Source organism: Alcanivorax sp. NBRC 102024, assembly GCF_001602235.1.
Lineage (GTDB): Bacteria > Pseudomonadota > Gammaproteobacteria > Pseudomonadales > Alcanivoracaceae > Alcanivorax.
The window spans coordinates 18,392-44,022 of sequence record NZ_BDAS01000005.1; the positions used below are offsets into that span (position 1 = coordinate 18,392).

General features: G+C 55.1%; 22 protein-coding genes. 9 read left to right on the top strand and 13 right to left on the bottom strand.

Annotation, left to right across the window (positions count from 1 at the left end; all coding sequences use genetic code 11):
• Nucleotides 1-2 precede the first annotated feature (2 nt).
• The 3 genes from A0251_RS09520 (at nt 3) to A0251_RS09530 (ending at nt 3,364) form a co-directional block, all read left to right on the top strand.
• Entirely contained in the window at nt 3-1,472 is a 1,470-nt protein-coding gene (locus A0251_RS09520; protein WP_062816629.1) for a NuoM family protein, read from the top strand.
• Nucleotides 1,472-2,836: an NADH-quinone oxidoreductase subunit N gene (locus A0251_RS09525; protein ID WP_062816630.1), complete on the top strand. Its 1,365-nt coding sequence runs from the start codon at nt 1,472-1,474 to the stop codon at nt 2,834-2,836. The genes A0251_RS09520 and A0251_RS09525 overlap by 1 nt, the downstream gene beginning before the upstream one ends.
• Before the next feature lie 69 nt (nt 2,837-2,905).
• Complete coding sequence (locus tag A0251_RS09530; protein ID WP_008930123.1) at nt 2,906-3,364, top strand: hypothetical protein; 459 nt, start codon at nt 2,906-2,908, stop codon at nt 3,362-3,364.
• Between the two features lie 88 nt (nt 3,365-3,452).
• Here the strand turns inward: A0251_RS09530 and A0251_RS09535 are convergent, their stop codons facing one another.
• The 12 genes from A0251_RS09535 to A0251_RS09590 all read right to left on the bottom strand — a co-directional run bounded on the left by A0251_RS09535 (nt 3,453) and on the right by A0251_RS09590 (nt 15,449).
• The gene (locus A0251_RS09535) at nt 3,453-4,730 is read right to left on the bottom strand and encodes a hypothetical protein (RefSeq protein WP_040297265.1); all 1,278 of its coding nucleotides are present in this window, start codon (nt 4,728-4,730) and stop codon (nt 3,453-3,455) included.
• Nucleotides 4,731-4,945: 215 nt separating this feature from the next.
• Nucleotides 4,946-6,628 (bottom strand): BCCT family transporter, encoded by a 1,683-nt coding sequence (locus tag A0251_RS09540; protein WP_008930125.1) that lies wholly within the window; start codon nt 6,626-6,628, stop codon nt 4,946-4,948.
• A 63-nt stretch (nt 6,629-6,691) separates the two neighbouring features.
• Nucleotides 6,692-6,973 carry a DUF5676 family membrane protein gene (locus A0251_RS09545; RefSeq protein ID WP_008930126.1) on the bottom strand — a complete coding sequence of 94 codons (282 nt, stop codon included), beginning with the start codon at nt 6,971-6,973 and terminating at the stop codon, nt 6,692-6,694.
• A 661-nt stretch (nt 6,974-7,634) separates the two neighbouring features.
• Entirely contained in the window at nt 7,635-8,552 is a 918-nt protein-coding gene (locus tag A0251_RS09555) for a DMT family transporter (RefSeq protein ID WP_008930128.1), read from the bottom strand.
• 6 nt (nt 8,553-8,558) lie between these two features.
• Nucleotides 8,559-9,449: a ribose-phosphate pyrophosphokinase gene (locus A0251_RS09560; RefSeq protein ID WP_008930129.1), complete on the bottom strand. Its 891-nt coding sequence runs from the start codon at nt 9,447-9,449 to the stop codon at nt 8,559-8,561.
• A gap of 54 nt (nt 9,450-9,503) precedes the next feature.
• Nucleotides 9,504-11,018 (bottom strand): thymidine phosphorylase family protein, encoded by a 1,515-nt coding sequence (locus A0251_RS09565; protein WP_051011835.1) that lies wholly within the window; start codon nt 11,016-11,018, stop codon nt 9,504-9,506.
• Between the two features lie 23 nt (nt 11,019-11,041).
• Nucleotides 11,042-11,407: a hypothetical protein gene (locus A0251_RS09570; RefSeq protein WP_008930132.1), complete on the bottom strand. Its 366-nt coding sequence runs from the start codon at nt 11,405-11,407 to the stop codon at nt 11,042-11,044.
• Nucleotides 11,404-11,679, bottom strand: coding sequence for a DUF2933 domain-containing protein (locus A0251_RS09575; protein WP_008930133.1), 276 nt, complete (start codon nt 11,677-11,679; stop codon nt 11,404-11,406). Before A0251_RS09575 ends, A0251_RS09570 begins: the two co-directional genes overlap by 4 nt.
• 49 nt (nt 11,680-11,728) lie before the next feature.
• On the bottom strand, nt 11,729-14,233 hold the full coding sequence (locus tag A0251_RS09580; protein ID WP_040297267.1) for a heavy metal translocating P-type ATPase: 2,505 nt from the start codon (nt 14,231-14,233) through the stop codon (nt 11,729-11,731).
• Nucleotides 14,223-14,348, bottom strand: coding sequence for a hypothetical protein (locus tag A0251_RS17680; protein ID WP_255357626.1), 126 nt, complete (start codon nt 14,346-14,348; stop codon nt 14,223-14,225). Before A0251_RS17680 ends, A0251_RS09580 begins: the two co-directional genes overlap by 11 nt.
• Complete coding sequence (locus tag A0251_RS09585) at nt 14,349-14,969, bottom strand: isoprenylcysteine carboxylmethyltransferase family protein (protein ID WP_062816631.1); 621 nt, start codon at nt 14,967-14,969, stop codon at nt 14,349-14,351.
• 69 nt (nt 14,970-15,038) lie between these two features.
• Nucleotides 15,039-15,449, bottom strand: a complete 411-nt coding sequence (locus tag A0251_RS09590; RefSeq protein WP_040297268.1) for a MerR family transcriptional regulator — start codon at nt 15,447-15,449, stop codon at nt 15,039-15,041.
• 933 nt (nt 15,450-16,382) lie between these two features.
• Between A0251_RS09590 and A0251_RS09595 the strand changes: the two genes are divergently transcribed.
• The 5 genes from A0251_RS09595 (at nt 16,383) to A0251_RS09615 (ending at nt 23,671) form a co-directional block, all read left to right on the top strand.
• Nucleotides 16,383-16,925 (top strand): DUF411 domain-containing protein, encoded by a 543-nt coding sequence (locus tag A0251_RS09595; protein WP_008930137.1) that lies wholly within the window; start codon nt 16,383-16,385, stop codon nt 16,923-16,925.
• Nucleotides 16,922-18,250, top strand: coding sequence for a TolC family protein (locus A0251_RS09600; protein ID WP_008930138.1), 1,329 nt, complete (start codon nt 16,922-16,924; stop codon nt 18,248-18,250). Before A0251_RS09595 ends, A0251_RS09600 begins: the two co-directional genes overlap by 4 nt.
• A gap of 11 nt (nt 18,251-18,261) precedes the next feature.
• Nucleotides 18,262-19,929: an efflux RND transporter periplasmic adaptor subunit gene (locus A0251_RS09605; protein WP_008930139.1), complete on the top strand. Its 1,668-nt coding sequence runs from the start codon at nt 18,262-18,264 to the stop codon at nt 19,927-19,929.
• Complete coding sequence (locus A0251_RS09610) at nt 19,922-23,044, top strand: efflux RND transporter permease subunit (RefSeq protein ID WP_008930140.1); 3,123 nt, start codon at nt 19,922-19,924, stop codon at nt 23,042-23,044. Before A0251_RS09605 ends, A0251_RS09610 begins: the two co-directional genes overlap by 8 nt.
• Nucleotides 23,045-23,470: 426 nt before the next feature.
• On the top strand, nt 23,471-23,671 hold the full coding sequence (locus tag A0251_RS09615; RefSeq protein WP_062816632.1) for a thioredoxin domain-containing protein: 201 nt from the start codon (nt 23,471-23,473) through the stop codon (nt 23,669-23,671).
• Nucleotides 23,672-23,802: 131 nt separating this feature from the next.
• Here A0251_RS09615 and A0251_RS09620 read toward each other — a convergent pair whose 3' ends face one another.
• Entirely contained in the window at nt 23,803-24,315 is a 513-nt protein-coding gene (locus A0251_RS09620; RefSeq protein WP_062816633.1) for an SDR family oxidoreductase, read from the bottom strand.
• A 125-nt stretch (nt 24,316-24,440) separates the two neighbouring features.
• On the opposite strand from A0251_RS09620, the gene A0251_RS17175 reads away from it, so the two are divergent.
• A complete protein-coding gene (locus A0251_RS17175) occupies nt 24,441-25,445 on the top strand; it encodes an AraC family transcriptional regulator (protein WP_197461900.1) in 1,005 nt (334 codons plus the stop codon).
• The last annotated feature ends 186 nt before the right edge of the window (nt 25,446-25,631 follow it).

Below are 25,631 nucleotides of genomic sequence, written 5' to 3' on the forward strand. Positions count from 1 at the left end.
TCATGCTACCAGTTGTATCACTTACTCTGTTTTTGCCGCTCGCCGGTGCCGTCCTGATTCTGGCCCTTCCGAGGCCAACGGCGCGAACCGTACACAGCATTGGTATTGGCACCGCCGGTTTAACTCTGGTCGGCGCGCTGGCCATGTGGCTGGAGGGAGTGAGTGGCGCGGGCTTTTCCCAAGTCGAAGAGCTCGAATGGATTCCGGCCATCGGTGCCGCCTACCGGGTCGGGGTGGATGGTATCAGCCTGCCCTTAGTGCTGCTGAGTGCCATGCTGTTTTTGGTGGCGTTCATCTATGCTTCGTCGCTGCGCGAGCGCCCGCGCGCCTACGTGGCTTTGGTTCTACTTCTGGAAACTGCGGCTATCGGCACCTTTACCGCCCTCGACGGAATTCTGTTCTATGTGTTCTTCGAAGTCTCCCTAGTGTCGATGTATTTCATGATTGCCGGCTGGGGGCATGAGGACCGGCAGCGGGCGGCTCTGATGTTCTTTATCTACACGCTTCTGGGCAGCCTGCCGTTATTGCTCGCCATCCTGGGGCTTTACCTCGGCAGTCCCGATCCCAGCTTCGACATGCGCGCCTGGATCGCTAATCCACCGCTTGAAGGGGCCGCGGCCATGTGGGCGTTGGTCGCCATGCTGGTTACTTTCGCGGTCAAGATCCCCGCCGTACCGCTGCACACTTGGTTACCTGCCGCCCACGTTCAGGCGCCGACTATCGGCAGTGTCATCCTGGCCGGCATCATGCTGAAATTTGGAACCTATGGGCTGGTTCGCTTCGCTCTACAAATGACTCCGGAGGCGTTCCGCGAAGCCGGCGTCGTTGTTTTGGTTTTCGGTGTCATCGGCGCGCTCTATGGCGCCTTCGCCGCTCTGGCGCAGACCGATCTCAAGCGCCTGGTGGCCTATACCTCGATCAACCACATGGGCTATGTGATCATCGGCGTCGCCGTGGCCGCACTGACCCTAGACCCCTCAGTGCGTGCCACCGCCCTCGATGGCGCCGTCCTGCAGATGTTCAGTCACGGCCTGGTGACCGGTGCATTGTTCTTCCTGGTGGGCATGATTCAGGAGCGTGCGCATACTCGGGAAATGGGTGAATTCGGTGGCCTACTTAAAACGGTTCCGCTGCTGGGCTGGTCATTTATGCTGGCAGCCTTCGCGTCCCTTGGTCTGCCTGGTCTGGCGCACTTTCCGGCCGAGTTCCAGATATTTCTCAGCACTCTGGGCACTGTGCCCGCCGCTGTTGTCGCGATACTGGGCATCGCGATCATTGCCGGCACTTTTCTCAAGGCAATCCGCGAAACCTTCCTTGGCGAGCCCCAGCAACGCTGGCATAGCATGCCCGACCTGAGCGTGCGGGAACTGCTCGCCGTGGCGCCACTGCTGGTGCTTACCCTAGTTACCGGGGTGGCGCCGTCCTGGGTGCTGGACATCATTCATCGGACGACCTCGGCGTTGGTGCTGTAATGGGTCATGACCTTGCGTTATTAATTCCCGAAATAGCCGTTCTGTTAACGGCGGTCGGTGCACTGATTGCGGAAATGCTGCGCTGGCCGCGCGTTGCCTTGGCGGTTGCCATCGTGGGCCTGTTCATCGCCACGGGCTTGACCTTGAGTATGCTGGGCACCGACGCCGCCGTGTTCGGGGGCAGCTTCCGAATCGACACGCTCAGTATTTGGGCCAAACTTATCCTGTTGCCCGCCACCGTGCTTTCCCTGTTGCTGGCGCGCGTGGATGTGCGAGGCACCGTTCGTGAGGGCACGGTCTACAGTTTGCTGTGCTTTGCCACTTTTGGTGCACTCGTTCTGGCCGGAAGCGGCGATATGATGTTTCTAGTGCTGGGCGTCTTGTTGACCAGCCTGGCCAGCTTCGCGCTGGTGGCCTACCCGGACGATGACCCGGCCACCGAAGCCGCCATGAAATACTTTGTATTCGGCTCGGTTACCGGCGCGGTGATGGTCTTTGGCTTGAGTTACTGGTTCGGCGCCGCTGGCTCCACGCTGCTCTCTGATCTCGCGCGCGCCGACGCCATGCCGCTAGCCGCCATCCTCGGCCTGGTGACGGCGATTGTCGGCCTCGGCTATAAGGCGTCATTGGTTCCGTTTCATTTCTGGGTGCCAGACGCTTATCAAGGCGGGCCCTTATCGATAGCCGCCTACCTGTCTGTGGTGCCCAAAGTGGGCGCTCTGTTCGCGCTAACCCAAGTGCTTCGAGACCTGCCCATGGAGAGCGGTTGGCCCGCAGTTATTGCGGGGCTGGCGGTACTGAGTATGACGTACGGCTACCTCGCCGCATTGGCGCAGGATAATGTCGTTCGGCTGTTGGCTTACTCATCAATTGCGCAGTCCGGTTACTTCCTGCTGGGCATTTTGGCCGTGGGCTCAAGCTCGCTTGCCTTGCCATCGATCATTCTATTCGCCGCCGCCTACGCGGCCATGAACCTGGGTGCCTTCGCCATTGTTGCCATGGTCGGACGCACCTTGACCGATTTCAATGGCCTGGGGCGCAACAGGCCATTAATGGGGATCGCAATGGTGCTATTTCTGCTGTCGTTGGTCGGCATTCCGCCACTTGCTGGTTTCGTGGGCAAGTTCCTGATTTTTGCGGCTGCCATAGATGCCCAATTCACGTGGCTGGCGGTGGTGGGGATTGTCAATAGTGTGCTTTCGCTGGCGGTGTATTTGCGTATTATTGTACCCATGTACCGGCAAGGGGAGGCGGCTCCGAATGCCCCCGAATATTGGCTGAGCATGGTGGCGATAACCGCGCTTTCAGGCACGGTCATCATCGGGTTGGCTGCGCAGTTCTTCCTTGTGATTCCGATGACGTAATGGCATTCCTAGTACCATGGTCGCTGACGTTTAAAGCGACGTATTTTAAATTCAGACAAGAGGTTTAGCATGAAAGTTGAAACTATTTTTGACCTGATTGAATGGAGCCGAAAGTTGCACGGGAGCCTGGCAAAATGCCTGTCTCATTGCGCCTCGCTTCATCAAAATGAACGCGCTTCTCTGCTGCTTGAGTATCTGGCCTCGCACGAAGCGGAAATAGAGAAAATAGTGGCAGGGTTTGAACAGCAGGCTGATCCCAGGGCAGCTCGCACTTATGTGTACGATTACATGCCGCACAATCCTATTACCACCCACCTGGATTGCGACGATCACTACGCCAAAATGGATGCCACTTCAATAGAGACGGAAGTGGTCGATTTCCACGAACAAATCATCAGTCTTTACCGAACGCTTATCGAAAAGGCAGAAATACCCGAGGTCACAGAACTGGTGCAGTCATTGCTGGATATGGAAGAGCATGAAACCAAGCGCTTGGTACGGCAGATAGGGCGCATGGATGACATGTAAGTAAAATAGGGCTATCCGTTTTTGCTGGAGTCAGCGCGCGGAGGCCGCTGCCGGCCCGGTACTTCTTGGCGGGCGGAAATGTCTCCCGCTAGGTTTGCTTGAGGAGAACTGGTGCAAAGCCACCACCTGGGGTGCGAAAATTGGTGGTCTGGCCCCGATACAAGCGCGCCGCCGCCAACAGCAGCTCGCCGCGATAGGTATATAGACGTACGTCGACCTTGAGCATTTCCCTCTCGTCATCGACCATCACCAGGCGTTCTGAAGGTGGCACATAGGTCTGCGCGATGTAGTCGCTTTCTAGAATTCGGGCAAAGGCGCTTTTTGTGAGTTTGCTGCCTTTGTAAACTCCTTTGCTGCCATGACCCGCTACAGGTTTGAAAAACAATTGCCGTCGCTGCCGCCAGAGTTCTTCGCCATTGGCGGCATCGACTAACTGGGTGCGCGGAATACTTTGGCGAAGCAATTCGGCGTTCTCAGCGCTCAGGCCCCACTCCCTCAAGGTCGTTTGATCTGACAGAACAGCCAAATTGCGTTTGTTCGCGAACAGTGCGTGAATGTGGGGGTTGGGGGTTATAACAGCGCCTCCCTCCGACCAGGCCGCGCGTAAGGTGGCGTGATCGGGGGCTTCGAGTCCGAAGTCCACCAACCGATTGTAAACCAGATCGATTCGTTTGCCGTTGCCGTACAGCACTCCGTTATTAAGCTGAAAATCTTTGGGGGACAGAATGTGGGTCTCGATTCCGCCCCTCTGCAGCAACCTCTGAGCGAGCCTGAATTCCGGATAGAGGTACTGTTCCTCTGGCTGATCATCGACGATCGCGATTGTCTCCAGGCGTCTGCTGCCGCGCTGGGCGCGCCATTCGCTTTCGAACTGACGGATCACCTCGCGGTCAAAGTCCTCGGTCCAGAGTTCATTGGTCGCACCGCCACAGCATCGTTTTTGGGCACGGACAAGAATCGCATTGAGAAACGCACCTCCGGCATTGGTGTTAATCTCGATTAGACGTGGTCCATCGTCGCCAAGATGGAAGTCATAGCCCATAAAGGCACCAGCGGGACCGGGGTCGAGCCGTGCTGTCGATGGTGCCCAGGACAACACCTTCTCTCGATAGTCGGAGAGCGCAGCGGCCGCTTCCAATGCGCGAACCAAGGCCTGCATCTTGGCCAGATCTTGGTCGGGAACAAAGACAGCAACGTTGGAGAAAAGTTGATGCCAGGCCTCGCTGGACAAAATATCCTCGGCGTCTTCACCCAGTAGATGGGCGATATCCTGAGCTACCGCTGGCCGATCGAGAGTGACGCAGGAACAACTTTGGTTGAGTCTTTTTGCCTCTGCCTGCTGTGAAGTTTCATTAGTTGGGTGCACAGGTCATACCAAATGATCGTAGGTTTACGAAAGTTCTCGGGATTGTAGCAAAATGCGCTGTACTTGGGCCATGGAACCCGCTTGATGAAGCGGTGGATTTGGTAACGAGTGGTTTTTCAGTCCGCACTTTCTCAAATGGGCATTTCATCGTCCGGTACCGTAAGCCCAGGAAAGGGCGTCGGCCAGGGTAACTTGGCCCCTTGTTGGTTCACCAGCTACGTCTCTTCTATCGGGGTCGATTGTCCCGTCCGGCTCAATCCCGGACATTGCTCGGGGGCGCTTGGATGGAGTTCCTCTTCTTCCTGACGCTCCGCTTCCCGCTCAGACTCTCTCAGCAGCCATTGCTCCATGCGGGCATGCATCATTGCGTTTTTCTCTTCGCGGCGCCTAATGTCTGTCGCAAGGTCTTTATGAAGAGAGAAAGCCATTAGGACCATCAGCAACATAAAAGGAAATGCGGCGACAATGGAAAGAGTGCGGAGCCCGTTCAGCCCGCCGCTCAGCAAGAGCACGGAGGCCATTAACAGCTGCAAGCAGCCCCAGAGCACTCGAACAAAGCGTGTTGGCGTTAGTACACCCTTGGAGGTGAACATGCCCAGTACGAAGGTGGCTGAGTCCGCAGAGGTGACCACAAACATCGAGACCAGTATGACCGCCAGAACAGCGGCGACCCCACCCCAAGGCAGTTGATCTAAAAGTACGTAAAGACCGGATGGAACTTCTTCTGCCACGGCATCGGCGATACCGACGCCTTCAAACAGTTCGAAATGGATGGCGGAACCACCAAAGGTTGAGAACCACAGCATGCTCAAGGCGACGGGAATGACCATTACCCCCATGACGAACTCCCGAATGGTTCTTCCCCTTGATATTCGGGCGATAAAACTCCCCACGAAGGGCGCCCAGCTTAACCCCCATGCCCAGTAAAACATGGTCCACTGCTCCACCCACTTTTCGTCGGAGTGGGGGGCGGTTACCAGGCTCATTTCGATGAGGTTTCCGAGATACTCGCCAAGCGTTTGGGTGAGCTCACCAAAAATAAAGGCCGTGGGGCCCGTGACCAGGACGAAGAGCAGGAGGCCGCTCGCGATTACAAGGTTGGCGTTACTGAGATGGCGTATGCCCTTGTCGAGTGGCGTCATGGCCGATATGGTAAAAAGCGTTGCAAGCCCTCCCAGGATCATAAACTGCGATGTGGTCGAGTAATCCATTACACCCAGCCGGGAGAGGCCGCTATTGACCTGCAGCGCGCCAAGCCCCAGAGTCGTTGCAACCCCGAACAAGGTGGATACTACCGCCAGAATATCGATGGCTTTTCCCCAACCGCGGTCTACTCGCTCTCCCAACAGGGGGCGGAATGTTTCGCTGATCAAACCATAGCTATTGTGGCGAAAACGGACATAAGCGATAGCCAGACCCACAAGGGTAAAGTTGGCCCATTGGTGAAAACCCCAGTGAAAGAACGAGTAACGCATGCCCAGCTGCGCCGCCTCTACGCTGCGCGGCTCGGCAAGGCCCAGGGGCGGAACGTTCAAGTGCATGATGGGTTCCGCCACGCCCCAGAACACCAGTCCAACGCCCATGCCCCCCGAGAAAATCATGGCCAGCCAGCTGGTGAAGGAGAACTCCGGCAACTCGTTCTCCTGGCCCAGGCGGAGGTTTCCGAACCTGGAGAACGCCAGGAAAAAGATAAATAGTACAAAGCCGGTGGTTGCCATCAAGTACATCCAACCAACATTTTTGGCGGTTGCATCGAGGACTTTCTGGGCGATTGCTTCAACGGTTTCCGGCTGAAGGGCAGAGGTGACGACAAAGGCGGTAATAATGAGTAGTGAGGTGTAGAAAACCACCCCGACATCACCGAGGTGTCTCTTCAGGAAAGTTGTTAATCGGTTCATAAATAGCTCACCAGACAGTTCTCACGTTTCTACCCGTTTCGACGTAGGATCCATTAAAAATAATCATTGTCTCTCTTTTGAGAACCAGCGATACAAAGACACAAACAGAGCCGCGATGTACCAACCGTACAAATAGGCTTCAACTAATCCAATTAAAAATCCCGACCACGTAAGCCATTCGAAGCCGGGCAATAAAGGCGCCCAAGCTTCGTACATACGCATCTGCGCCGGGGCGAGCAGGCCAAAGCCTACGCACAGCAGATAGCTGATTACTAACAGAACTGACAGGGTGTTGCCTAGCGGGACGGTACGTAAACGGGTATTCACTACAGTAGAATCGTTCATAGCTAATTTCCTCTTCTCGTTGTAGAAAAATCTTGATTTTTTGATTGGGGCAAGCGTTTGTGCCGGCGCGGCGGGCCACCAGCCCAATGCAACTAGACCGAACGGCTGGACCGGATGGCGATGCAGCCGAGCATATGTCTGTGCGATAGCCACATTATCAGCGGCGGGAGAATAAGCCACTGCAGAAGTGGGGCCAGTCCCACGCCTAACAGAGGTATGATCGGCATAGAGTCTGCGTATGTCCATCGTTCCAGAGGGCCGGTCGCCAGCCATTCCATGACGATGGTCACGAGAAATGCCGCGAGCAGAAGGGTGATAGCCGGCTTTCGTTTGCCCTCGAGGAGCCATCGACGGTGTCCGAAGACTATTGAGGAAAACCAGAAGCTGGCCAGTAGAATCAGCACATCGCCGCCGGAAGCCTGTATACACATCCAAACCACTGAGCCGTGAGATGCCTTCGCCATACCGGTAAACCAAGGGACTTGAAGCATCTCCCACAAAAAGTGTGTCAAAAAACCAAATCCCGCCAGGGGGAGTTCTGGCAAAAGGACGGATAGTCGGCTGGTGGGCGCTCCTTGGCGTATTCGTTCGATCACATGTTGCTCCTGTTGCGGGGTTTTCCACTCCAGCTGTGTTTATAAGGAGGCACGGACTGTAGCGACTAAGGTGGTGTTGCGCTCTCGTCGGGGGCTACCACAGCATTTCTCCCTTGCATCATGGCTATACCGATAATGACAACGACTATTCCAAGAATCTGGACGGGTTGAAGCCGCTCTTCAAAGAACATAAATCCAATTAGCAACCCAAGTACCGGGGTTAGAAAGCTGAAGACGTTCAATCGGTTTAAGGGGGCGCGGGCCAGCAGGGCGAACCATAAATACACCATGGCGGCTGTCGCCAGGGCAGATAGAATGAGCAGGGAACCGGTGAATCGAAATGTCCACCGAATCTCCCACTGTTCGCCGCCTACCGCGGATGCAGCCAGAAGTATTCCGCCGCCTATTAATAACTGGACAGCCATGGGGGCGGCAACTGATCTCCCAGCACGATTTTTTAATAGAATGTTGCCGATGGCTATTCCGATGGCGCCCATAAGAACCCAGGTAACTCCCCATAGATAGCCGGCATTGTTATTGTCGAATCCCGACCAAGAAAGCAAGGCGACGCCCAAAAAACCTATGACAAGCCCGGCTATGCCCTTGATCTGCAACGTTTCTCCGAGCCAAGCGGCGGCGATCGCTGCGGCAATCAGGGGCTGAGTACTTGCCAGGACAGTTGCCAGTCCCGGTGATAGGTGTCCTGCTGCTAGAAACATTCCGCCAAATCCCATCGCTGTATAGGACAATCCGATTAAGCTCAACAGCCCCAAGTCTCGGGGGCTAAAAGGGTAAGGCGCGCGCCGCCGCAGAACCAAGTGAACCGCGAAGAGCAGCCCTCCCGCAAGAAAAGCGCGCAAGGCAGCAAACAGCAAGGGGGGAGCGTCCGGCAGCCCCGTCACGATAAAAGGAAAACAGATGGCCCAGAGCAGTACAACTACCACCATCCAAGCAACGTTCGCGGCTTTTGATTGAGTCTTCATAACGAATCAAGCCAACTCGCGGATACTGGTGGCCAGAAGGCCTCCGATATTGATGGCGTTGCTGGGGTGTGAGATCGTATTACAAGTGACCAGTCGCGCTGATTTATCAATTAGCTCCATATCGGCTCCTTCAGCAAAGATTCCGTGAACGCCGATGCAGACCACTTTCGGCAGCCCAAAGCGCTCAAGGTGAACTATGGTTTCCAGCATGGTATGGCCACTGGAGATGATGTCATCGACCAGTACCGGAGTGTGATTCAGCCATTGCTCAAGGTGAGGCACACTGATTTCTACCTCACGGTCGCCACGCCGGGTTTTACTCAATACCGTGAAGGGCGCACCTGCCTGCTTTGCCACCGCAGAGACCCATTGCTCGCTCTCGCTGTCGGGGCCGATCAAGACCGGGTTGTTGACGTTGGCGGCGATCCACTCCGCGATTACTGGCGCTGCGTGACCGACCTGGGTAGGAATACCGTAGATTTCCGACAAGACATGATAGCGGTGCAGGTGAGGATCAACGGTGACCAGCGCTGAAAAGTAGCGGGACAACAATTGCGCGAAGTAACGCGATGTCACACCCTCCCCGCCGTGAAAGCGTTTGTCCTGGCGCATGTACGGAAGGTAGGGCGCCACCAGCAGAATCTCCTTGGCACCGAGGTCCCTGAGTGTTTCGGCCAGCAGGAGTAAAGGCAGGGTTCGGTGATCAGGTTGATAAAGGTCCGCCAGCACCACCACATTGAGGTCTTTAACCTCATCCAGCACCCGCACATAGCTTTCGCCATCGGGGAAGTGGCGCATGTCGAGCTGACCCTCGCGAAGATCCAGCGACCCGCAAAGGGTTAGAGCAAGTTCTTTGTCACTGTGGAGGTTGAATAGCACATTCCAACGGATTGTCATGCCTGGTCCTTTTTTAAAGTCAATGAGCGGTATTGGACGCGAATTGAGAAGGCCTTATGACGGATATTCAGAGATGGAAATAACGTCAAGACGACTGTGTAAGTACTCCAGCGCGTAGGCAAGCACTCCTGCGGACTCGGCATGCAAGGTAAACAGAGGTTGGCCGGCTTCGACCCAGTCGCCGAGGCGTACATGTAAGTCGAGTCCCGAGGCTGGTGTCGCTGGCGCGCCGGCAAGCTTGGCTATGCGCGCCAGTAGACGGTTGTCGATAGCGGTGACGAAGCCATGACGATTTGCTGGCACCGGCTGAGTCTGAGCCGCCACCGGCAGTACGCGCATGCCGCCCTGGGCTTCGCAAATAGCTCTAAATTTTTGCCAGGCCCGACCACTGGTCAGGGATTGCGCGGCCAGATTGACGCCGCTGCCTTTTTCGACAAGCCCTGCGAGCTCGAAAATCGCACCGGCCAGTTGGATAGATCGATCCCTGAGATCCGCAGGTGCGTCTTCCTTGTTTTGGAGCACAGCCAGAACATCTCGGGCCTCCAGGGTGGGACCTATGCCTCGTCCGACTGGCTGCCGACCGTCGGTGATGACCGTCCGAACAGTCAGCCCGATCACTTCAGCGGTCTCGCGCAGCAGCCTTGCTAAACACTGGGCGTCCTCTTCACTGCGAACCTTGGCTGTGGGACCGACCGGAAGGTCGAGCACGACATGGGTGGCACCAGCGGCGGCTTTTTTAGACAGCACCGATGCCACTAGTTGTCCCTCGCTGTCGAGATCGATTGCCCGTTCGATACGAATCAGAACGTCATCGGCAGGGCTCAGGGAGACTGCACCGCCCCAGGCGATGCAGCCGCCTTCCTGCTCCACGACGCGCTGCATGTCGTCAATGGAAAGGGCGACCGGCGCCAAGGTTTCCATTGTGTCGGCGGTGCCTGCCGGAGAGGTGATCGCCCGCGAGGAGGTCTTTGGCATGATCAAACCCTCTGCAGCCACCATAGCTACCACAAGAGGCGTGGTTCTGTTGCCGGGCAGGCCACCAACGCAGTGCTTGTCTACGACCACATCGCGATGCCAGTCAAGGCGCTCCCCCGCGTTTATCATGGCCCGAGTTAAGCTGGCGGTCTCGGTTCGGTTTAATCCACGACTGGCGCACGCGGTCAGGAAGGTGGCCAGCTCCACGTCGGTATAAAACCCTTTGCAGATGTCCGAGATGATGGCGTCAAACTGTATGTCCTCCAGTGGCTTTCCATAGATCTTGGCACGCACCGAGCTCATGGATTCTACCGTGGGCGGGTGAACGAAACCGGCGAGTTCGCCAGGCTGGGGGGCAAGGGTGTGCCAAGCGGATTCCGACAGCCCGAATTCATCCGGTGCAAGCCAGTCTCCATGTATGACGTTGAGACTAGCCAAAACGCTTCGCTCGCCAATGTTGACTTGTACCCGGCTTTGGGCATTGAATCCTTCCGAGTGGCAGACGTGGCAATCATTGCGCATATAGACCACCAGCTCTTGATGGCTATCGATACCCAGTCGGCGCGGTTTCAGTAGGTAATGCTCTTCGGTCATCAAGGGCCCTTTTAATGGCGTCTCTATTTTCGATTGTGCGGAGGTACTCGGTGGCAACTCCAGGGTTCATGTTGGGCGTTGTCTTTAACGTTTTGGTCGACGAACAGGTAATACTCCTCTTTGAAGCGCGTCCACCAATCCTGCTTGATTGGAATGCCGAACTTGATAAGGATGTCCTCCACACACTGGAGGCATAGCCGCGATGCGTCATAGGAGAAATCGAGCCGGTCGGATGTCTCGACAAAGGCGATATCATCCAAGCCATAGAGCTGATCGATTTCCGCAATGGCTTCGGTCAGTTTCTCGGTATTGATGGGTCGCTTAAGCCCGAGGTGACGGGTCACCAAGTTAACTTCCGAAACTCCCAGGCGATGCTCTTTATGCTTCATTTTCTGTCAGCCTCCTTTCGGCCTTCTTCCAGGCCGCGGCGGTAAGCTTGCTCCGTGTCCTGGTGGTTGTGTTCGCCATGCCCGCTTTCTCCGTGACCGTGCCCCTTATGCATAAAAAGGTGCATTAACGGACAGAGGAGAATGATCAGGTAGGGGAGAAACGGAAAGACGTGCGCTCCGTGCTCTACAAATAGAAAGTAAAGCGCTGCGCCAACCAACAAGATCGTCGCAAATCCGTGAAGGCTGTTCCAGTAACCGGGTTTGTTAGCCATTAGGTTTCTCCAGTGCCGAGGTAGCGGCCTCTATCGGTGTGAAATCGAATCATTTATCGACACTCAGCTTTACACGCTTAAGAAGAATTGAATTGCCGATGACTGATAACGAGCTCACGGTCATGGCGATCACGCCGATCATGGGGTGCAGTAACCCGACGGCGGCGATGGGTATAGCGGCCACATTGTAGGCACTCGCCCAAATCAGGTTCTGAACAATTTTCCCAAAGGTGGCTCGGGAGAGGTGCATGGCTTCCACTACACCGGTCAGCTCACCGCGAACCAGAGTCACATCGGCCGCCTCAATGGCCACATCAGCGCCGGCACCTATGGCAATACCCACGTTTGCCTGTTTCAGCGCTGGCGCATCATTGATGCCATCGCCGACCATGGCGACATGATTGCCATGCTTTTTCTGCAGCTGACGAATTGCATCCACCTTGCCTTCCGGAAGTACCCCGGCCTGCACTTCGTCGATACCCACCTCCTCGGCAACAGCGCGCGCCGCACGTTCGTTGTCGCCGGTGATCATTACCACATGCAGGCCCAACTCATGCATGCCGCGTATAGCGGCTACTGATTCCTCTTTGATGGTGTCGGCCACCGCGACAATGCCACACGCTTTCCCATCGACAGCGACCAGTACGGCGGTGCGGCCGCGCCCTTCCAGGCTGTCCAGATCCTCGTCCAACGCCTCTAGACCGCTTACTCCTTCTTCGTTCAGCAATTTGCGGTTGCCAATCAGAACCAACGCACCATCGACTTTGCCGGATACGCCGCGTGCGCCAGTGGAACGAAATTCTTTGACCTCCCCCGGGCTCACCTGACGCTCGCGGGCGCCTTCGACAATGGCGCGGGCAATGGGGTGCTCAGAGGCATTTTCCACCGTCGCGGCCCACTGCAGCAGTTGTTGTTCTGTGACATTGTTGGCCGTAACCACTTCAGTCAGTTTGGGCTCGCCCCGTGTGATAGTGCCGGTTTTATCAAGCACCATCACCTTGACGTCTTTGAAGGTTTGAATAGCCTCGCCGGAGCGAATCAGAATGCCTCGCTCGGCGCCAATACCCGAGCCCACCATAAGCGCGGTGGGTGTCGCCAAGCCCAGAGCGCAGGGGCAGGCAATAACCAGAACCGCAATGGCGGCGAGAGTAGCCAGTACTGGTGTGGTCGCCGTTTGATCAACCCAGGGCAGAAAATCCGCGCCCCATGCAAGTATGGGGCGCAGGCTGTCGGCGGCAACAAACCACACCGCAAAGCTTGCCAGGGCAATCAGAATGACGATGGGCACAAAACGCCCCGTCATGCGGTCGGCGAATTCCTGAATGGGCACTCGCGAGCCTTGGGCCTGTTCTACCAGTTTGATCACCTGGGACAAAAAGGTATCGCCGCCCACCTTGGTGGCCTTGACCCGTAAACGTCCCTCTTTATTGATGGTCGCGCCAATGACGGTATCGCCCGGAGATTTATACACCGGAACCGACTCGCCGGTGGCAATCGATTCATCCAGATGGCTCTCGCCTTCTACCACTTCGCCATCCGTCGGCACCTTGTCACCGGGGCGGATCACCATGATGTCGCCCGGTTGCAGTTCCTTGACGGGAACTTCCTGCTCCTGGCCATCGCGTTCGACCCGTGCGGTCTTGGCGCCCAAGGTTAATAATTTTCGGATCGCCTGAGATGCACGGCCCTTGGCTTTGGCCTCAAGATAGCGCCCCAATAGGTGAAAGGTCATGATGGTGGCGGCCATTTCAATGAATGACGTCATGGTGACGAAAAAGCCTGCCAGGCCGATCAGGTAGGGCGGAACGCTGCCCATGGAAATCAGTACATCCATGTTGAAGGTGCGGTTGGTGAGCGAGCGCCAGGTGGACTTGTGAGTGGCTGCGCCGCCATATAGAAAAACCACCGGAAACGCCAACAGGGCCACAATCAAAAGATAACCGGGGATCGGTTTCCAGAACATGTGCGGGATCATCAACACCATAATCAGTGTTGTCGGTATCCCGGCGATCCAAAGGCGTTTCAAAGCCTGATTCAAGTAGGCGTCTTCGATATCGGCATCCTTTTCCGCTTCATCTTCCGCTGCTTCGGAGGAGGCTTGAGCGACATCGTAGCCGGCTTTTTCAACCGCCTGTTTAAGCTGTTCAACACTGGGTCCAGCGTCGGTCATTACGACGTGAACCTTGTGGCTGGCGATATTGGTTTTGATACTCTCAATGCCCTCTAGCCGCTGGAGCGATTCACGCACAATGCCCGCACAGTGGTCTGAGCCCATGCCCGGCACGATAAGCTGGGCGTTCTTTCCCGCCCCCGAAGTGTTGGCTGCGGCGACGTCGTAGCCGGCGTTTTCCACAGCTTTGCGGAGATCGTCCAGGTCCACCGTCGAGGGGTCGTAGGTGACTTCTACGCGGTGGCTAGCGATATTGGTTGTAATGTCGCCGACGCTGTCAAGACGCTGTAGCGAGGTCTTTACAATACCCGCACAGTGGTCCGACCCCATGCCCGGCACAGTCAGCTTAGCCACAGCGCTCGAAGGTTGTGAGTCAACGCTCATTCTTTTCCCCTGCTTTTTCGGATCGCGAACGCTTTCTTCGTAGGTTCCAGCCCACCAGCGCAAAAACCGCCAGAAGAACAATACCACTAATAATGGTTGTGAATTCTAAGCTCATTCAAAACTCCTGCTGCTGCAACTTATTGAGGCGGGGAATGAACATCGGGACGTGCTGTCGATAAGCCCGATATTCATCACCAAACTGTTCCAGCATCTGCCGCTCTTCTTTCAGAGCCAGTAGCGTGTAGGCTAGGACAATTACTGGGAAGGCGATCAGTGAGACAATCGTCGGCCAGTGCACAACCCCTTCACCGAACACGATGAGAAAGAGGCCAGTGTATTGGGGGTGGCGAACAATCGCGTAAATGCCATCGGTCATTAGAGTCTCACGGCGCCGTGCTTGATGTATCCGGCGCCAGCCCTCCGCGACCAGAGTTGCTCCTAGAAACACTAAACTGTAGCCGAGCAGCATGGCTATGATGTGCGCCGTAGGGGTGCCGAACAATTGCGCCCAGAGGTTGCCGCCTTCGTTCCATGCCAGATCGAGGCCGAAGAATCGAGTTAGAAAGTAGATCGTTAAAGGAAACCCGTACATTTCAGCGTAAAAGGCGATAATAAAGGCCTGCAGCACGCCAGCGCGCGTCCATTCTTTCCAGCTGGCCGGAGCTAGATATCGGTACATTAGCCATGAAACAAAAACTGTGACGATAATTGCTAGGCCCCAGGTTCCTACATGCATGCGCTTGTGCCTCTGTTTGTGTCAATAAGCTTTAGATATTCAATGATTGTGTCACACTGAACGTTTATCCTACCCGCTCTCACTGAACTCCTCGATCAGATGACAGATCATGTTGCCTGTTGGCGCCCGGTCCGGTTTTGTTTCCCAATCCCTGACTGCGGAGTACATACGTTGCCGTAGTCGCTGACTATCTTGGAAGCCTTTCTCGTTTTCCTCCAGACGCTTCTGTATAAGCCGCCTGGCGAGAGGACAGGGGGATTCACCTTGATCAGCGGTATCCAGGATTTCGGCGATATCGCTCACCGAAAATCCGAGTTGTCTGGCGCTGAGGATAAACCTCATTCGACGCTTTTCCTTGGCACAGTACTCCTTGTAGCCATTGGACGGGTTCTTCGTTGGTTTCAGAAATCCAATACGGGTGTAGTAGCGAACAGTATCTACACTTACCCCAGTCTCATTAGCCAGTTGGTTAACACGCATAGGGTCACATCCCTTTCGTCAGCAATGTAAACAGGGTGACCCTGGGTGTTAGCTCTCATATTGATCCACGTCAAGGTCCTGCGTTAAAGACATAGGTTCAACTATCAATATCGGTATGGTAGACCTGTGTCCTGGTCACAGGTCAACTTAAAACTAGAGTCTGAAGGTTAGCCCATTTCCAGGACGTGACGAATAGATTACAAATTTGTAATCTTGATGCCATCTTTCTGTTGGTTTTTTCTTCTTATCATGGTAGCTGAAAGATCTTACGCTTGGGCGACCGCCTTTTTGAGCAGGGGTGACGCGATAGACCGGTAGGGTAGAACTATTGCACCGACGCACAGGAAATATAGATCGTTCGGGTAATAGAGACATTATAGATTATAGAGATTGTCGCCGATTCGGCACAGACAAAGGCGTGACTGGGTGAACCGGATAACAGTTGTTGTAGTTCTACTAACAATGCCGTTCTTGTGGGAGGCCTCTGCCATGGGTATGCCCCGCTATTGCACTATGGATGATGGAGCGAACGAGCTATCCACGAACTTAAAAGGTGTTGCCGAACACACTGATCACCAAGCAATGGGCCCTGTCGAGAGCGTGCAGTCTGCAGAGGGGGCGTGCTGCGATACCGATAAATCGGGGGTTGGCTGTGCGGTGGTGGGATGTGCCTTGTCAATTCAGATGTTGACTTCTTCCGTGACTACCCCGGAGTCATTGGGGACTCGTTCTGAGACTTCAGGTTTGCGCTACCTTGCCCTTCCTCTGGCACCGATTTTCCCTTTTCTAAGACCTCCAATCGCCTGATTTCACTCAATTAATCCGTGCTAACCAAGTACTAAAGGTAATGTGCCGTCCCAAAGGGAGGCGAAGCGGCGTTGCCTTTTAATTGAAACCTGAACACGAAGTGGCGATTTGTCATGGGAGGCAAATATGCATTCATCACGCCTTAAAATTCTGATGCTGGGGTTGCTCACGCTGCCCTTGCTAGTTGCTTGTGGGAAAGTGGAGGAGAGATTCGCTAGTCCTGATTGGGCCATTGGTGGCGCTGAGGTGCTCACCGTCTACAAAAGTCGAAGTTGCGGCTGCTGCAAAAAGTGGATTGACCATATAGATGTCGAGGGCTTTGAAACAGATGTCCAACACCCATCAAGCCTGAAACTCATAAAAGATCGGTATCGGATCGCACCCAATCTCCGCTCCTGTCATACCTCCGTATCGTCACAAGGCTACGTCTTCGAGGGGCATATCCCGGCGCGCTACATCCAACAGTTTCTGGCCAACCCTCCGTCTGATGCTGTGGGTCTGACTGTACCCGCCATGCCCCTTGGCAGTCCGGGGATGGAGGCTGAAGATCGGTTTAGGGCTTATCAGGTCCTGCTGATGAAAAAAGATGGCAACACCGAAGTGTTTGTCAGTGTAGAGAACCCCGCCCAGCAATATCAGCCGGGTGATCAACAGGAAGTTCAGTTATGAGAGTACTAGTCATAATGCTATCCGTTATGTCACTTGGTTTGGGCAGTGCTACAGCCCTTGCTCAGCCGGTTTCGGAATCGCTGACCTTGGAAGAAGCGGTAGCCCTCGCCGTCGAAGCAGATCCTTGGCTTGCTGGCAGCAAGCACACCCAGCAGGCGCTCAATGATGAGGCGACTGCCGCAGCGAGCTTGCCGGATCCCCGCGTAAGTCTGATGGCGGGCAATTTCCCCGTAGATAGCTTCGACATCAACCAGGAGGCTATGACTCAGTTGTCGGTGGGTGTCACGCAAATGTTCCCACGTGGTGACAGTCTGGCGCTTGCCAAACGGCAAAAACAGCAGCTTGCTGGACAGCACCCTCTGCTGAGGATAGATCGCCGCGCCAAGGTGGAAGCAACGGCCAGTCAGTTATGGCTAGAGGCCTACAGGGCACAGGAAAGTATTCGATTGATCGAGCGGAATCGGGGGTTGTTCGAGCAACTGGTGGAATCTGCCGAGGCCCATTATTCGTCGGGGTTGGGTCAGGTCCGTCAGCAGGATGTCATTCGCGCGCAGTTGGAGCTAACCCGTCTGGATGATCGCTTGACAACGCTAAAGCAGCAGAAAGAGGCCGCACAGCGCCGCCTGTCTGAATGGATCGGGGCTGCTGCAAGAGTCCCCTTAGCGCCGATACTGCCGACGCCATCACTCGCCAGGCCGCTGACTATACCGACTATCGAGGCCGCTGACGAACACGCACGCTACCAGTTGATCCGCCATCACCCAGCTCTGATGGCGCTGGAGCAGCGCATTGACGCGACCCAAACCGGCGTCGATTTGGCAGAACAGAAATACAAACCCGAGTGGGGCCTGACCGCCCAATACGGCTCTCGCGCCAGCGATCCCATGGGGCGGGAGCGGTCTGATCTGTTCTCAATTGGTGTGACGTTCGATCTTCCTATTTTCACAGGCAACCGCCAGGACAGGGAGGTTAGCGCCGCCGTGAATCGAGCCGAAGCCATCAAAACCGAAAGGCACTTGCTTCGTCGCCAACTGATGGCAGAACTGGAAACGGCGAGCGTTCAGCTGACGCGGCTCGATGAGCGCTTGGCGCTGTACACCGAGCAGCTGCTACCGCAAATGGCCGACCAGGCAGAGGCTTCGTTGGCGGCCTATGGCAACGATAGCGGAGACTTCGCCGAGGCCGTCCGGGCGCGCATTGCCGAACTGAATGCCAAAGTCGAAGCACTTGTGATCGCGGTGGAGCGTCAGAAAATAATGGCCCAAATCAATTACCTGCTCGCCGAGCCCTCGTCGGACGATGCACGGGCAATCGAACCGTTTTAGGAAGGTCAATAATGAATACATTAACTAAAGTACTGCTTGGTTCAACCGTGGGTGCGTTGCTCGGTGTATCGGGATTCTGGTTGTTGAGTGACGTCAACGAAAATGGGACTACAGCCACTGAAGGCGAACGGCAACCGCTGTACTGGGTGGCACCCATGGATGCCGAATATCGGCGTGACAAACCCGGCAAATCGCCCATGGGCATGGACCTTGTTCCGGTTTATGAGGAGGGCAGTGGTAAGGATGAGCCTGGGACCGTCAAAATTTCCCCCGTGGTGGTCAATAATCTCGGGGTGCGTACCGCTAGGGTTGACTCCGGCAGACTTCAGCCGGAGGTTAGAACCGTCGGGTATGTGCAATACAGTGAGAATCGCTTGGTGCATGTCAACCCGCGAGTTGAGGGCTGGATTGAGAAGCTCTACGTTGAAGCAGTTGGCGATCCGGTCAAAAAAGGCGAACCTTTGTACACGCTCTATTCGCCCACGCTGGTCAACGCCCAAGAAGAGCTGCTAATGGCGCTAAAGCGCGACAATTCAGTGGCTGTAGGTGCCGCGGTGGACCAGCTGTTGGCGTTGAACTTACCTCAAAATGAAATCGACCGGGTGCGTGAAACCCGAAGGATTAATCAACACATCACTTTCGCGGCCCCTCAGTCCGGTGTATTGGAGAATCTCTCGGTGCGTGAAGGCATGTTCATCAAACCCGGCACTAATATGATGAGCATAGGTCAGCTGGAGCACATCTGGGTGATCGGAGAGGTGTTTGAGCGCCAGGCGAACCTGGTCAGTGAGGGCGATCCTGTGCGTATGCGCTTGGACTATCTACCCGGTCGAGAGTGGTTGGGGCAGGTAGATTACCTCTATCCGTCACTCAATGCCGAAACCCGTACAGCCCAGGTCCGGGTGCACTTCCACAACCCCGATGGGTTCTTGAAACCAGGCATGTTCGCGCAGATGGTCATTGAAACCGAGGCGGGAGCGGAAACCCTGTTGATTCCACGTGAAGCCTTGATTCGTACCGGCAGTCAAGCACGCGTGGTATTGGCACTAGGAGAGGGCAGGTTTAGATCCGTAGTCGTTGAAGTGGGGCGCGTCGGAGAGCGGCAAGTGGAAATTCTGGCTGGCTTAAATGAAGGGGAGCGTCTCGTCACCTCCGCACAATTCCTGATCGACTCGGAGTCCAGCAAAACCGCAGATTTAGAACGCATGACGCCACGTCCCGACCAGAGCGAACAAGCCTCTGTTGAAGAAGACATTGAACCCTCGTCGACTTGGGTTTCCGCTCGTGTTCTCAGCCTGATGCCCGATCACCGTATGGCCACTCTCGAGCACGAGCCGATACCAGATTGGGATTGGCCCGCCATGACCATGGATTTCATGGTCGAGGAAGGCGTCAGCATGGAGGATCTCGAGCCGGGGATGCGCCTGCATGTACAGATAGTAAAGGATAGCGGCGGTGACTACCGCTTGAGCCAAGTTCACATCCCCGGTGAAGGATCTACAGGCGATACCGAATCTTCTGAAATGGACCACAGCCAGCATGAAGGGGGAGGCCAGGGCTCGATGCCGGAACAGAGCGAGAAGGGCCACGATGAGATGTCTATGCCGGACCACGACAGCATGAGCCAGGACGCCATGGAGCACGATCATCACGACAAGGAGGAGCATCGTCATGATTGAGTCCATCATTCGTTGGTCCATCAGCAATCGATTTTTCGTGCTGCTGGGCACCTTGATGCTGGTGGGTGTGGGCCTCTATTCCGTGAAGAATACCCCCGTAGACGCGATCCCGGATCTATCCGACGTACAAGTCATCATTAAGACCAACTACCCCGGGCAGGCGCCGCAGGTGGTGGAGGACCAAGTCACCTATCCACTGACCACGGCCATGCTATCGGTGCCGGGCGCGGAAACCGTGCGGGGCTATTCTTTTTTTGGCGATTCCTATGTCTATGTCATTTTTGATGATGATACTGATGCCTACTGGGCCCGTTCGAGGGTGCTGGAGTATCTGTCCCAAGTGGCTCCCACACTGCCACCAAGCGCTCGGCCACAACTTGGGCCGGACGCAACCGGGGTTGGCTGGGTCTACCTCTACGCGTTGGTGGATCGCAGTGGCAAGCATGACTTGAGCCAGCTGCGCAGCCTGCAGGATTGGTTCCTGAAATACGAGCTGCAAACGGTGAGCGGCGTTTCTGAGGTATCGGCCCTTGGCGGCATGGTTAAGCAGTACCAGGTAAAGGTCAGTCCAGAAAAGCTACGTGCTTTTGATATTCCTCTGTCGCACATTCAAAACACCATTCAGCGTGGTAACCAGGAAGTCGGTGCCTCAGTGGTGGAAATGGCGGAAGCAGAGTATATGGTGCGCGCCACGGGTTACATCCAAGGCGTGGAGGATCTCGGTAACATTCCCTTGGGTGTGAACGCTAACGGCGCTCCGCTGTTACTGAAAAACGTAGCTGAAATCGAAGTGGGGCCACAGATGCGCCGTGGCATAGCTGAGCTCAATGGTGAAGGTGAAACTGTGGGCGGTATCGTGGTGATGCGCTCGGGAGAAAATGCTCAAAAAACCATTGACGGCGTCAAAGAAAAGCTGGAAAAGCTCAAAAGCGGTTTGCCCGAAGGGGTAGAGATTGTCACCGTTTATGATCGTTCCGGATTAATCTCCCGGGCCGTTGACAGTTTATGGAAAAGTCTGCTCGAAGAACTCGCCATTGTGGCGCTGATCTGTGTCATTTTCCTCTTTCATGTCAGGTCATCACTGGTTGCTGTCATCAGCCTTCCGTTGGGCATTTTGACGGCTTTTATCGTGATGCATCTTCAAGGTCTGAACGCCAACATTATGTCGCTGGGCGGTATCGCGATTGCAATAGGCGCGATGATTGACGGTGCCATCGTTATGATCGAGAACATGCACAAGCACATGGAGCGGACGCCTTTGACGCCGGAAAACCGTTGGCAAGTAGTGGCGAAATCGGCTTCGGAGGTGGGCCCCGCATTGTTTTTCAGTCTGCTGATTATCACCGTCAGCTTTATTCCGGTGTTTACCCTGGAGGCCCAGGAGGGACGGATGTTCAGTCCGCTGGCATTTACTAAAACCTATGCCATGGCGGCCAGTGCGGCGCTCGCTGTTACAGTGGTTCCGGTTTTGATGGGGTATTTCATTCGAGGAAAGGTGGTCGCCGAAAGCAATAACCCGGTAAACAGGATACTGATTGCTGGCTATATGCCATTGCTCAAAGGCGTCTTGCGGTTCCCTAAAACCACGCTTGCAATGGCTGTTGTGATACTTTTGATTGGGATCTGGCCAGTCAATCAAATCGGCAGTGAGTTTATTCCTGACTTAGATGAGGGCGACCTGATGTATATGCCCACCACTTATCCGGGGCTGTCCATCGGAAAAGCCAGGGAGTTACTGCAACAAACCGATAAGTTGATTGCTACGGTGCCGGAAGTCAATACCGTGTTCGGCAAGATCGGTCGTGCCGACACGGCGACTGACCCAGCGCCACTGACTATGATTGAAACCTTCATACAGCTCAAACCCAAAGACCAGTGGCGCGAGGGCATGACCACAGAGAAACTCAAAAAGGAGATGGATGCTCTAGTACGATTCCCCGGCCTGACCAACGCCTGGGTGATGCCCATAAAAACCCGAATTGACATGCTGGCGACCGGCATCAAAACGCCGGTAGGTATTAAAGTGGCGGGCGAGGACTTGAAAGAAATCCAGGCCATTGGCCAGCAGTTGGAACAGGTCCTCAAAGATGTGCCCGGAACCGCCTCGGTTTACTCTGAGCGGGTGGCCGGTGGTCGCTATATCAAGGTGGATATTCAGCGGGAACAGGCGGCTCGCTATGGCCTGAATATTGCCGATGTGCAGCAGGTGGTGGCTACCGCCATTGGGGGAATGAATGTGTCGCAGACGATTGAGGGGCTTGAACGCTATCCGATCAATTTGCGTTACCCGCAGCATTACCGGGACTCGCCGGAACAATTGGCATTGCTACCCATTGTTACGCCGGCCGGAGAGCGTATTGCACTTGGCGATGTCGCAAAGGTATATGTAGAGGAAGGCCCCCCGGCAATCAAGAGTGAAAATGCACGGCTCAACGGCTGGACTTTTGTGGATATCGAAGGCGTGGATGTAGGCACTTACGTTGAGCAGGCCATGGTGACCGTTCAGGAACAACTGGATTTGCCGGCGGGCTATTCGGTAACCTGGTCCGGCCAGTATGAATATATGCAGCGCGCCAAGGAGAAGATGACCTATGTAATACCGCTGACTTTGGCTATTATCATCATACTGCTGTACATGAACTTCAGGAGCTTCGCTGAAGTAGCCATAATTCTAGGAACCTTGCCGCTTGCTGTAATCGGTTCCATCTGGTTAATGTTCCTCTTGAATTTCAACTTTTCTGTAGCTGTGGCGGTTGGGTTTATCGCTCTCGCGGGTGTCGCGGTAGAAATTGGCGTCATTATGCTGACCTATCTCAATCAGTCGTACAGTCAATTCGTAAGTGATTGCAAAGAGAAAGGAGCGCCATTCCGGCGAGAGGAACTATTTCAAGCCGTGACACACGGAGCCGGGCTACGTGTCAGACCAGTGATGATGACGGGGGTTTCCACTATTGCTGGCTTGCTGCCCATTATGTTTAGCTCTGGCACAGGTGCAGAAGTTGTTAGCCGAATTGCGGCTCCGATGGTAGGCGGCATGTTGAGCGCGATGGTTCTGACACTGCTGGTGTTGCCCGTTGTATATTATCTTTGGAGGGGATATTCGCTAAAAAGTTAGGATGATCTGTCTGAATCTGTTTTGAGCGGCATTTTTATTACTCGAGGTTAGGGTAGGCGCGTAAAAAATGTCTGGATTCGGCTGGCGGTCATTGGCTGATCGAATGTTCTTTAAGGGATGTTGTCGGTCAAGCCGCCGGGCATCTGATAAAGGTGCGTTCTGAGCATTATGGTGCCTCTTCCATGAACTGTTCCTAGCGCAATCAGTGACCTAGGGAACCTCAGTGCAGCTTGAGGCCCTGCGTCGCACTTGCGTGCAATTTCATTCTATCGATTCCTCAACTGAAGCTACAGATCATGAATAAACGCGCAACCATCACCGCCGCTCTTTTTATCGCGCTAGGCGTCGCCACAGCAGGTCTGCTTTAAACCAATTCTCTACGGGACAGCGCGATAAAGCCGTGGCGCAGGAGGGGGGGGTGAGCTGATGCCCTCGCACTTGCCGGTCATCGACCCCGCCAACGCGCCGGTGAGGATCGTAGAATTCTTTGATCCCGCTTGTGAGGATTGCTGGGCGCTTTATCACATCGTCAAGGAACTCATGGCTGAATACCCGGATGATGTGCGACTGGTCCTCCGTTACGTCCTCTTTCACCGGAGTTCGGAAGAAGCAGCGCGGATCGCGTAAACAAGGAGTTTATCTACCGGTGCAGGAGACGGTCTTTGCCGTTCAGCCTTGCTGGCACGGCGATTGGCAAGCAGCCAAAGCGACGGGGCTGGATGTTAAGAGGGCCCGTGAGCAGATCACTGGGCGCGATATTACGGCCATTCTGGAGCAGGATACCGCCGAAGCCAAGGCGATTGGGATACCCCAGTCACCAACGCTCTGCGCACCGGGCCATTCAGCCATGCACCGCGTAGCGCAGGGAGCAGTAGTCTCAGCGTCAACTTCCAGTCGGTCGAGCAGCGGCTGATCATGTGGGCGGCAAGGGCGTTGGTACCTAAAATAGCGCCCAGTACATTCACGTCAAGCATCAGGCGAATGTCGGCACTATTGAGGTTACCGGTGCGTCCGCTGCGCAATACACCGGCCACATTCGCCAGCATTTCGATGGTCTGCTCTTCGTCTTCAAGCTTGCTGATCAGGCGTTTCCATTGGGCTTCGTCGCGGACATCCAGAGGTTCGCAGCGTACCGATGGCTGGTGTTCCCAGCGTTGGTTCAGCGCCTTGATGTCTGCATCTGTGGCGATGACCCGGTGACCTTTTTTCATGGCCAGTTCAGTAAGGCTGGCGCCGATACCGTTGGCTGCGCCGGTAACCAATAGCTGCATGTTTCGACCCTGGGAATCCATTTATAGTCAGGTTAGTTTGGCTGAATGGGGGGCGGTTTGCTTGACAGGGGCTGCCATGAATTTGACACTTTACGCCAACAGGGTTGTCCAATAGCGAGATGCTCATGACTGTTCCTCATCGGCGCCGTATACCGGCCAGCTTCGCGCTTGCGTTGTATGAGTATCTGGACGTAAGAGGGCTGGATAGTGATAGCTTGCTGCCAATATCACGACCACCGGCAGATATTGCCTTGAATGCAGATTTGCCGATTGATGACTGGTGCAGGCTTCTGGAGTGTGCAGCCGGCCACCTTAATGATCCCCTGCTTGGGCTTCATCTGGGACAAACGCTGAGCCTGCGCCACATTTGTGTGCTGGGTTATGTAGTTATGGCCTCTCGGGATCTGGGGGAAGCCTTGAGTCGTTTGCACCGATATCAGCGGTTGGTTTACGACGTGACTCCTTTGGAAGTACGAGTAAGCGGCACTGCCGTAGAGCTTGTATGGGATGCGGAGCATGGCCGGCCGGGCCCTTTGGTGGATGAAACTGCTATCACGACGTTGGTGCATCTGTGTCGGAGTCTGACACGCCCGGATTTGTCTCCGTCCTATGTTTCTTTTATTAATCCAACCCCAGCCGCCATCAGCGAGTACAGAGACTTTTTCGGCTGCCTAGTCGAATTTGAGCAAGCAGATACGGTGATATGCATGGATGCTGTGACCTTGATGGAACCTCTCCATACGGCAGATCCGGCCATGCTGTCCATATTGGAAGAGCAGGCAGACTCTCTTCTAGCATGCCTCCCTACGCAGTCCCCGTTGATTGATGAGGTGCGTCGCCGCATTGGGCGCTTGTTGCCTGATAAGAATCCGGAGATTTCTTCGGTTGCGCAAGGTATGGATTTGTCTGTTCGTACCCTGCAACGTCAATTGACGGCTGCGGGCACCAGCTTTCTCAAGGAGGTGGCTGCAGTACGCCAGGAGATTGCTGAACGCTATCTGCGAGAAACCCGCCTGGGGCTGGTGGATATCGCCTTGCTGCTGGGCTACTCCGAGCATAGTGCGTTTACCCGTAGCTTCATCCGTTGGACAGGTATGACACCTCAGGCTTATCGGCAGCGGCACGCTTGAAAGAAAAAGGCTGATCATGGCTGGCGCTTGCCATGCTCCGGTATCGCGGAATTTTACTCCTTAGTTAGCACTGCATCTGCCACTTTATGCGATGGCCTTTTCTTATATGTATATCAGTCCATCTACATCCGCCTAAATCCAGACCACAAGTGTAAGCTCTGGTGTAGCAAGAGGGTAAAAGGATGG

Coding starts and splice junctions, on each gene's coding strand:
- A0251_RS09520 (WP_062816629.1), top strand. CDS start 3: ATGCTACCAGTTGTATCACTTACTCTGTTTTTGCCGCTCGCCGGTGCC.
- A0251_RS09600 (WP_008930138.1), top strand. CDS start 16,922: ATGAGAGTACTAGTCATAATGCTATCCGTTATGTCACTTGGTTTGGGC.
- A0251_RS17175 (WP_197461900.1), top strand. CDS start 24,441: ATGACTGTTCCTCATCGGCGCCGTATACCGGCCAGCTTCGCGCTTGCG.
- A0251_RS09615 (WP_062816632.1), top strand. CDS start 23,471: ATGCCCTCGCACTTGCCGGTCATCGACCCCGCCAACGCGCCGGTGAGG.
- A0251_RS09540 (WP_008930125.1), bottom strand. CDS start 6,628: ATGAACCGATTAACAACTTTCCTGAAGAGACACCTCGGTGATGTCGGG.
- A0251_RS09580 (WP_040297267.1), bottom strand. CDS start 14,233: ATGAGCGTTGACTCACAACCTTCGAGCGCTGTGGCTAAGCTGACTGTG.
- A0251_RS09560 (WP_008930129.1), bottom strand. CDS start 9,449: ATGACAATCCGTTGGAATGTGCTATTCAACCTCCACAGTGACAAAGAA.
- A0251_RS09545 (WP_008930126.1), bottom strand. CDS start 6,973: ATGAACGATTCTACTGTAGTGAATACCCGTTTACGTACCGTCCCGCTA.
- A0251_RS17680 (WP_255357626.1), bottom strand. CDS start 14,348: ATGAGCTTAGAATTCACAACCATTATTAGTGGTATTGTTCTTCTGGCG.
- A0251_RS09555 (WP_008930128.1), bottom strand. CDS start 8,552: ATGAAGACTCAATCAAAAGCCGCGAACGTTGCTTGGATGGTGGTAGTT.
- A0251_RS09575 (WP_008930133.1), bottom strand. CDS start 11,679: ATGGCTAACAAACCCGGTTACTGGAACAGCCTTCACGGATTTGCGACG.
- A0251_RS09585 (WP_062816631.1), bottom strand. CDS start 14,969: ATGCATGTAGGAACCTGGGGCCTAGCAATTATCGTCACAGTTTTTGTT.
- A0251_RS09610 (WP_008930140.1), top strand. CDS start 19,922: ATGATTGAGTCCATCATTCGTTGGTCCATCAGCAATCGATTTTTCGTG.
- A0251_RS09590 (WP_040297268.1), bottom strand. CDS start 15,449: ATGCGTGTTAACCAACTGGCTAATGAGACTGGGGTAAGTGTAGATACT.
- A0251_RS09565 (WP_051011835.1), bottom strand. CDS start 11,018: ATGACCGAAGAGCATTACCTACTGAAACCGCGCCGACTGGGTATCGAT.
- A0251_RS09605 (WP_008930139.1), top strand. CDS start 18,262: ATGAATACATTAACTAAAGTACTGCTTGGTTCAACCGTGGGTGCGTTG.
- A0251_RS09595 (WP_008930137.1), top strand. CDS start 16,383: ATGCATTCATCACGCCTTAAAATTCTGATGCTGGGGTTGCTCACGCTG.
- A0251_RS09570 (WP_008930132.1), bottom strand. CDS start 11,407: ATGAAGCATAAAGAGCATCGCCTGGGAGTTTCGGAAGTTAACTTGGTG.
- A0251_RS09620 (WP_062816633.1), bottom strand. CDS start 24,315: ATGCAGCTATTGGTTACCGGCGCAGCCAACGGTATCGGCGCCAGCCTT.
- A0251_RS09530 (WP_008930123.1), top strand. CDS start 2,906: ATGAAAGTTGAAACTATTTTTGACCTGATTGAATGGAGCCGAAAGTTG.
- A0251_RS09525 (WP_062816630.1), top strand. CDS start 1,472: ATGGGTCATGACCTTGCGTTATTAATTCCCGAAATAGCCGTTCTGTTA.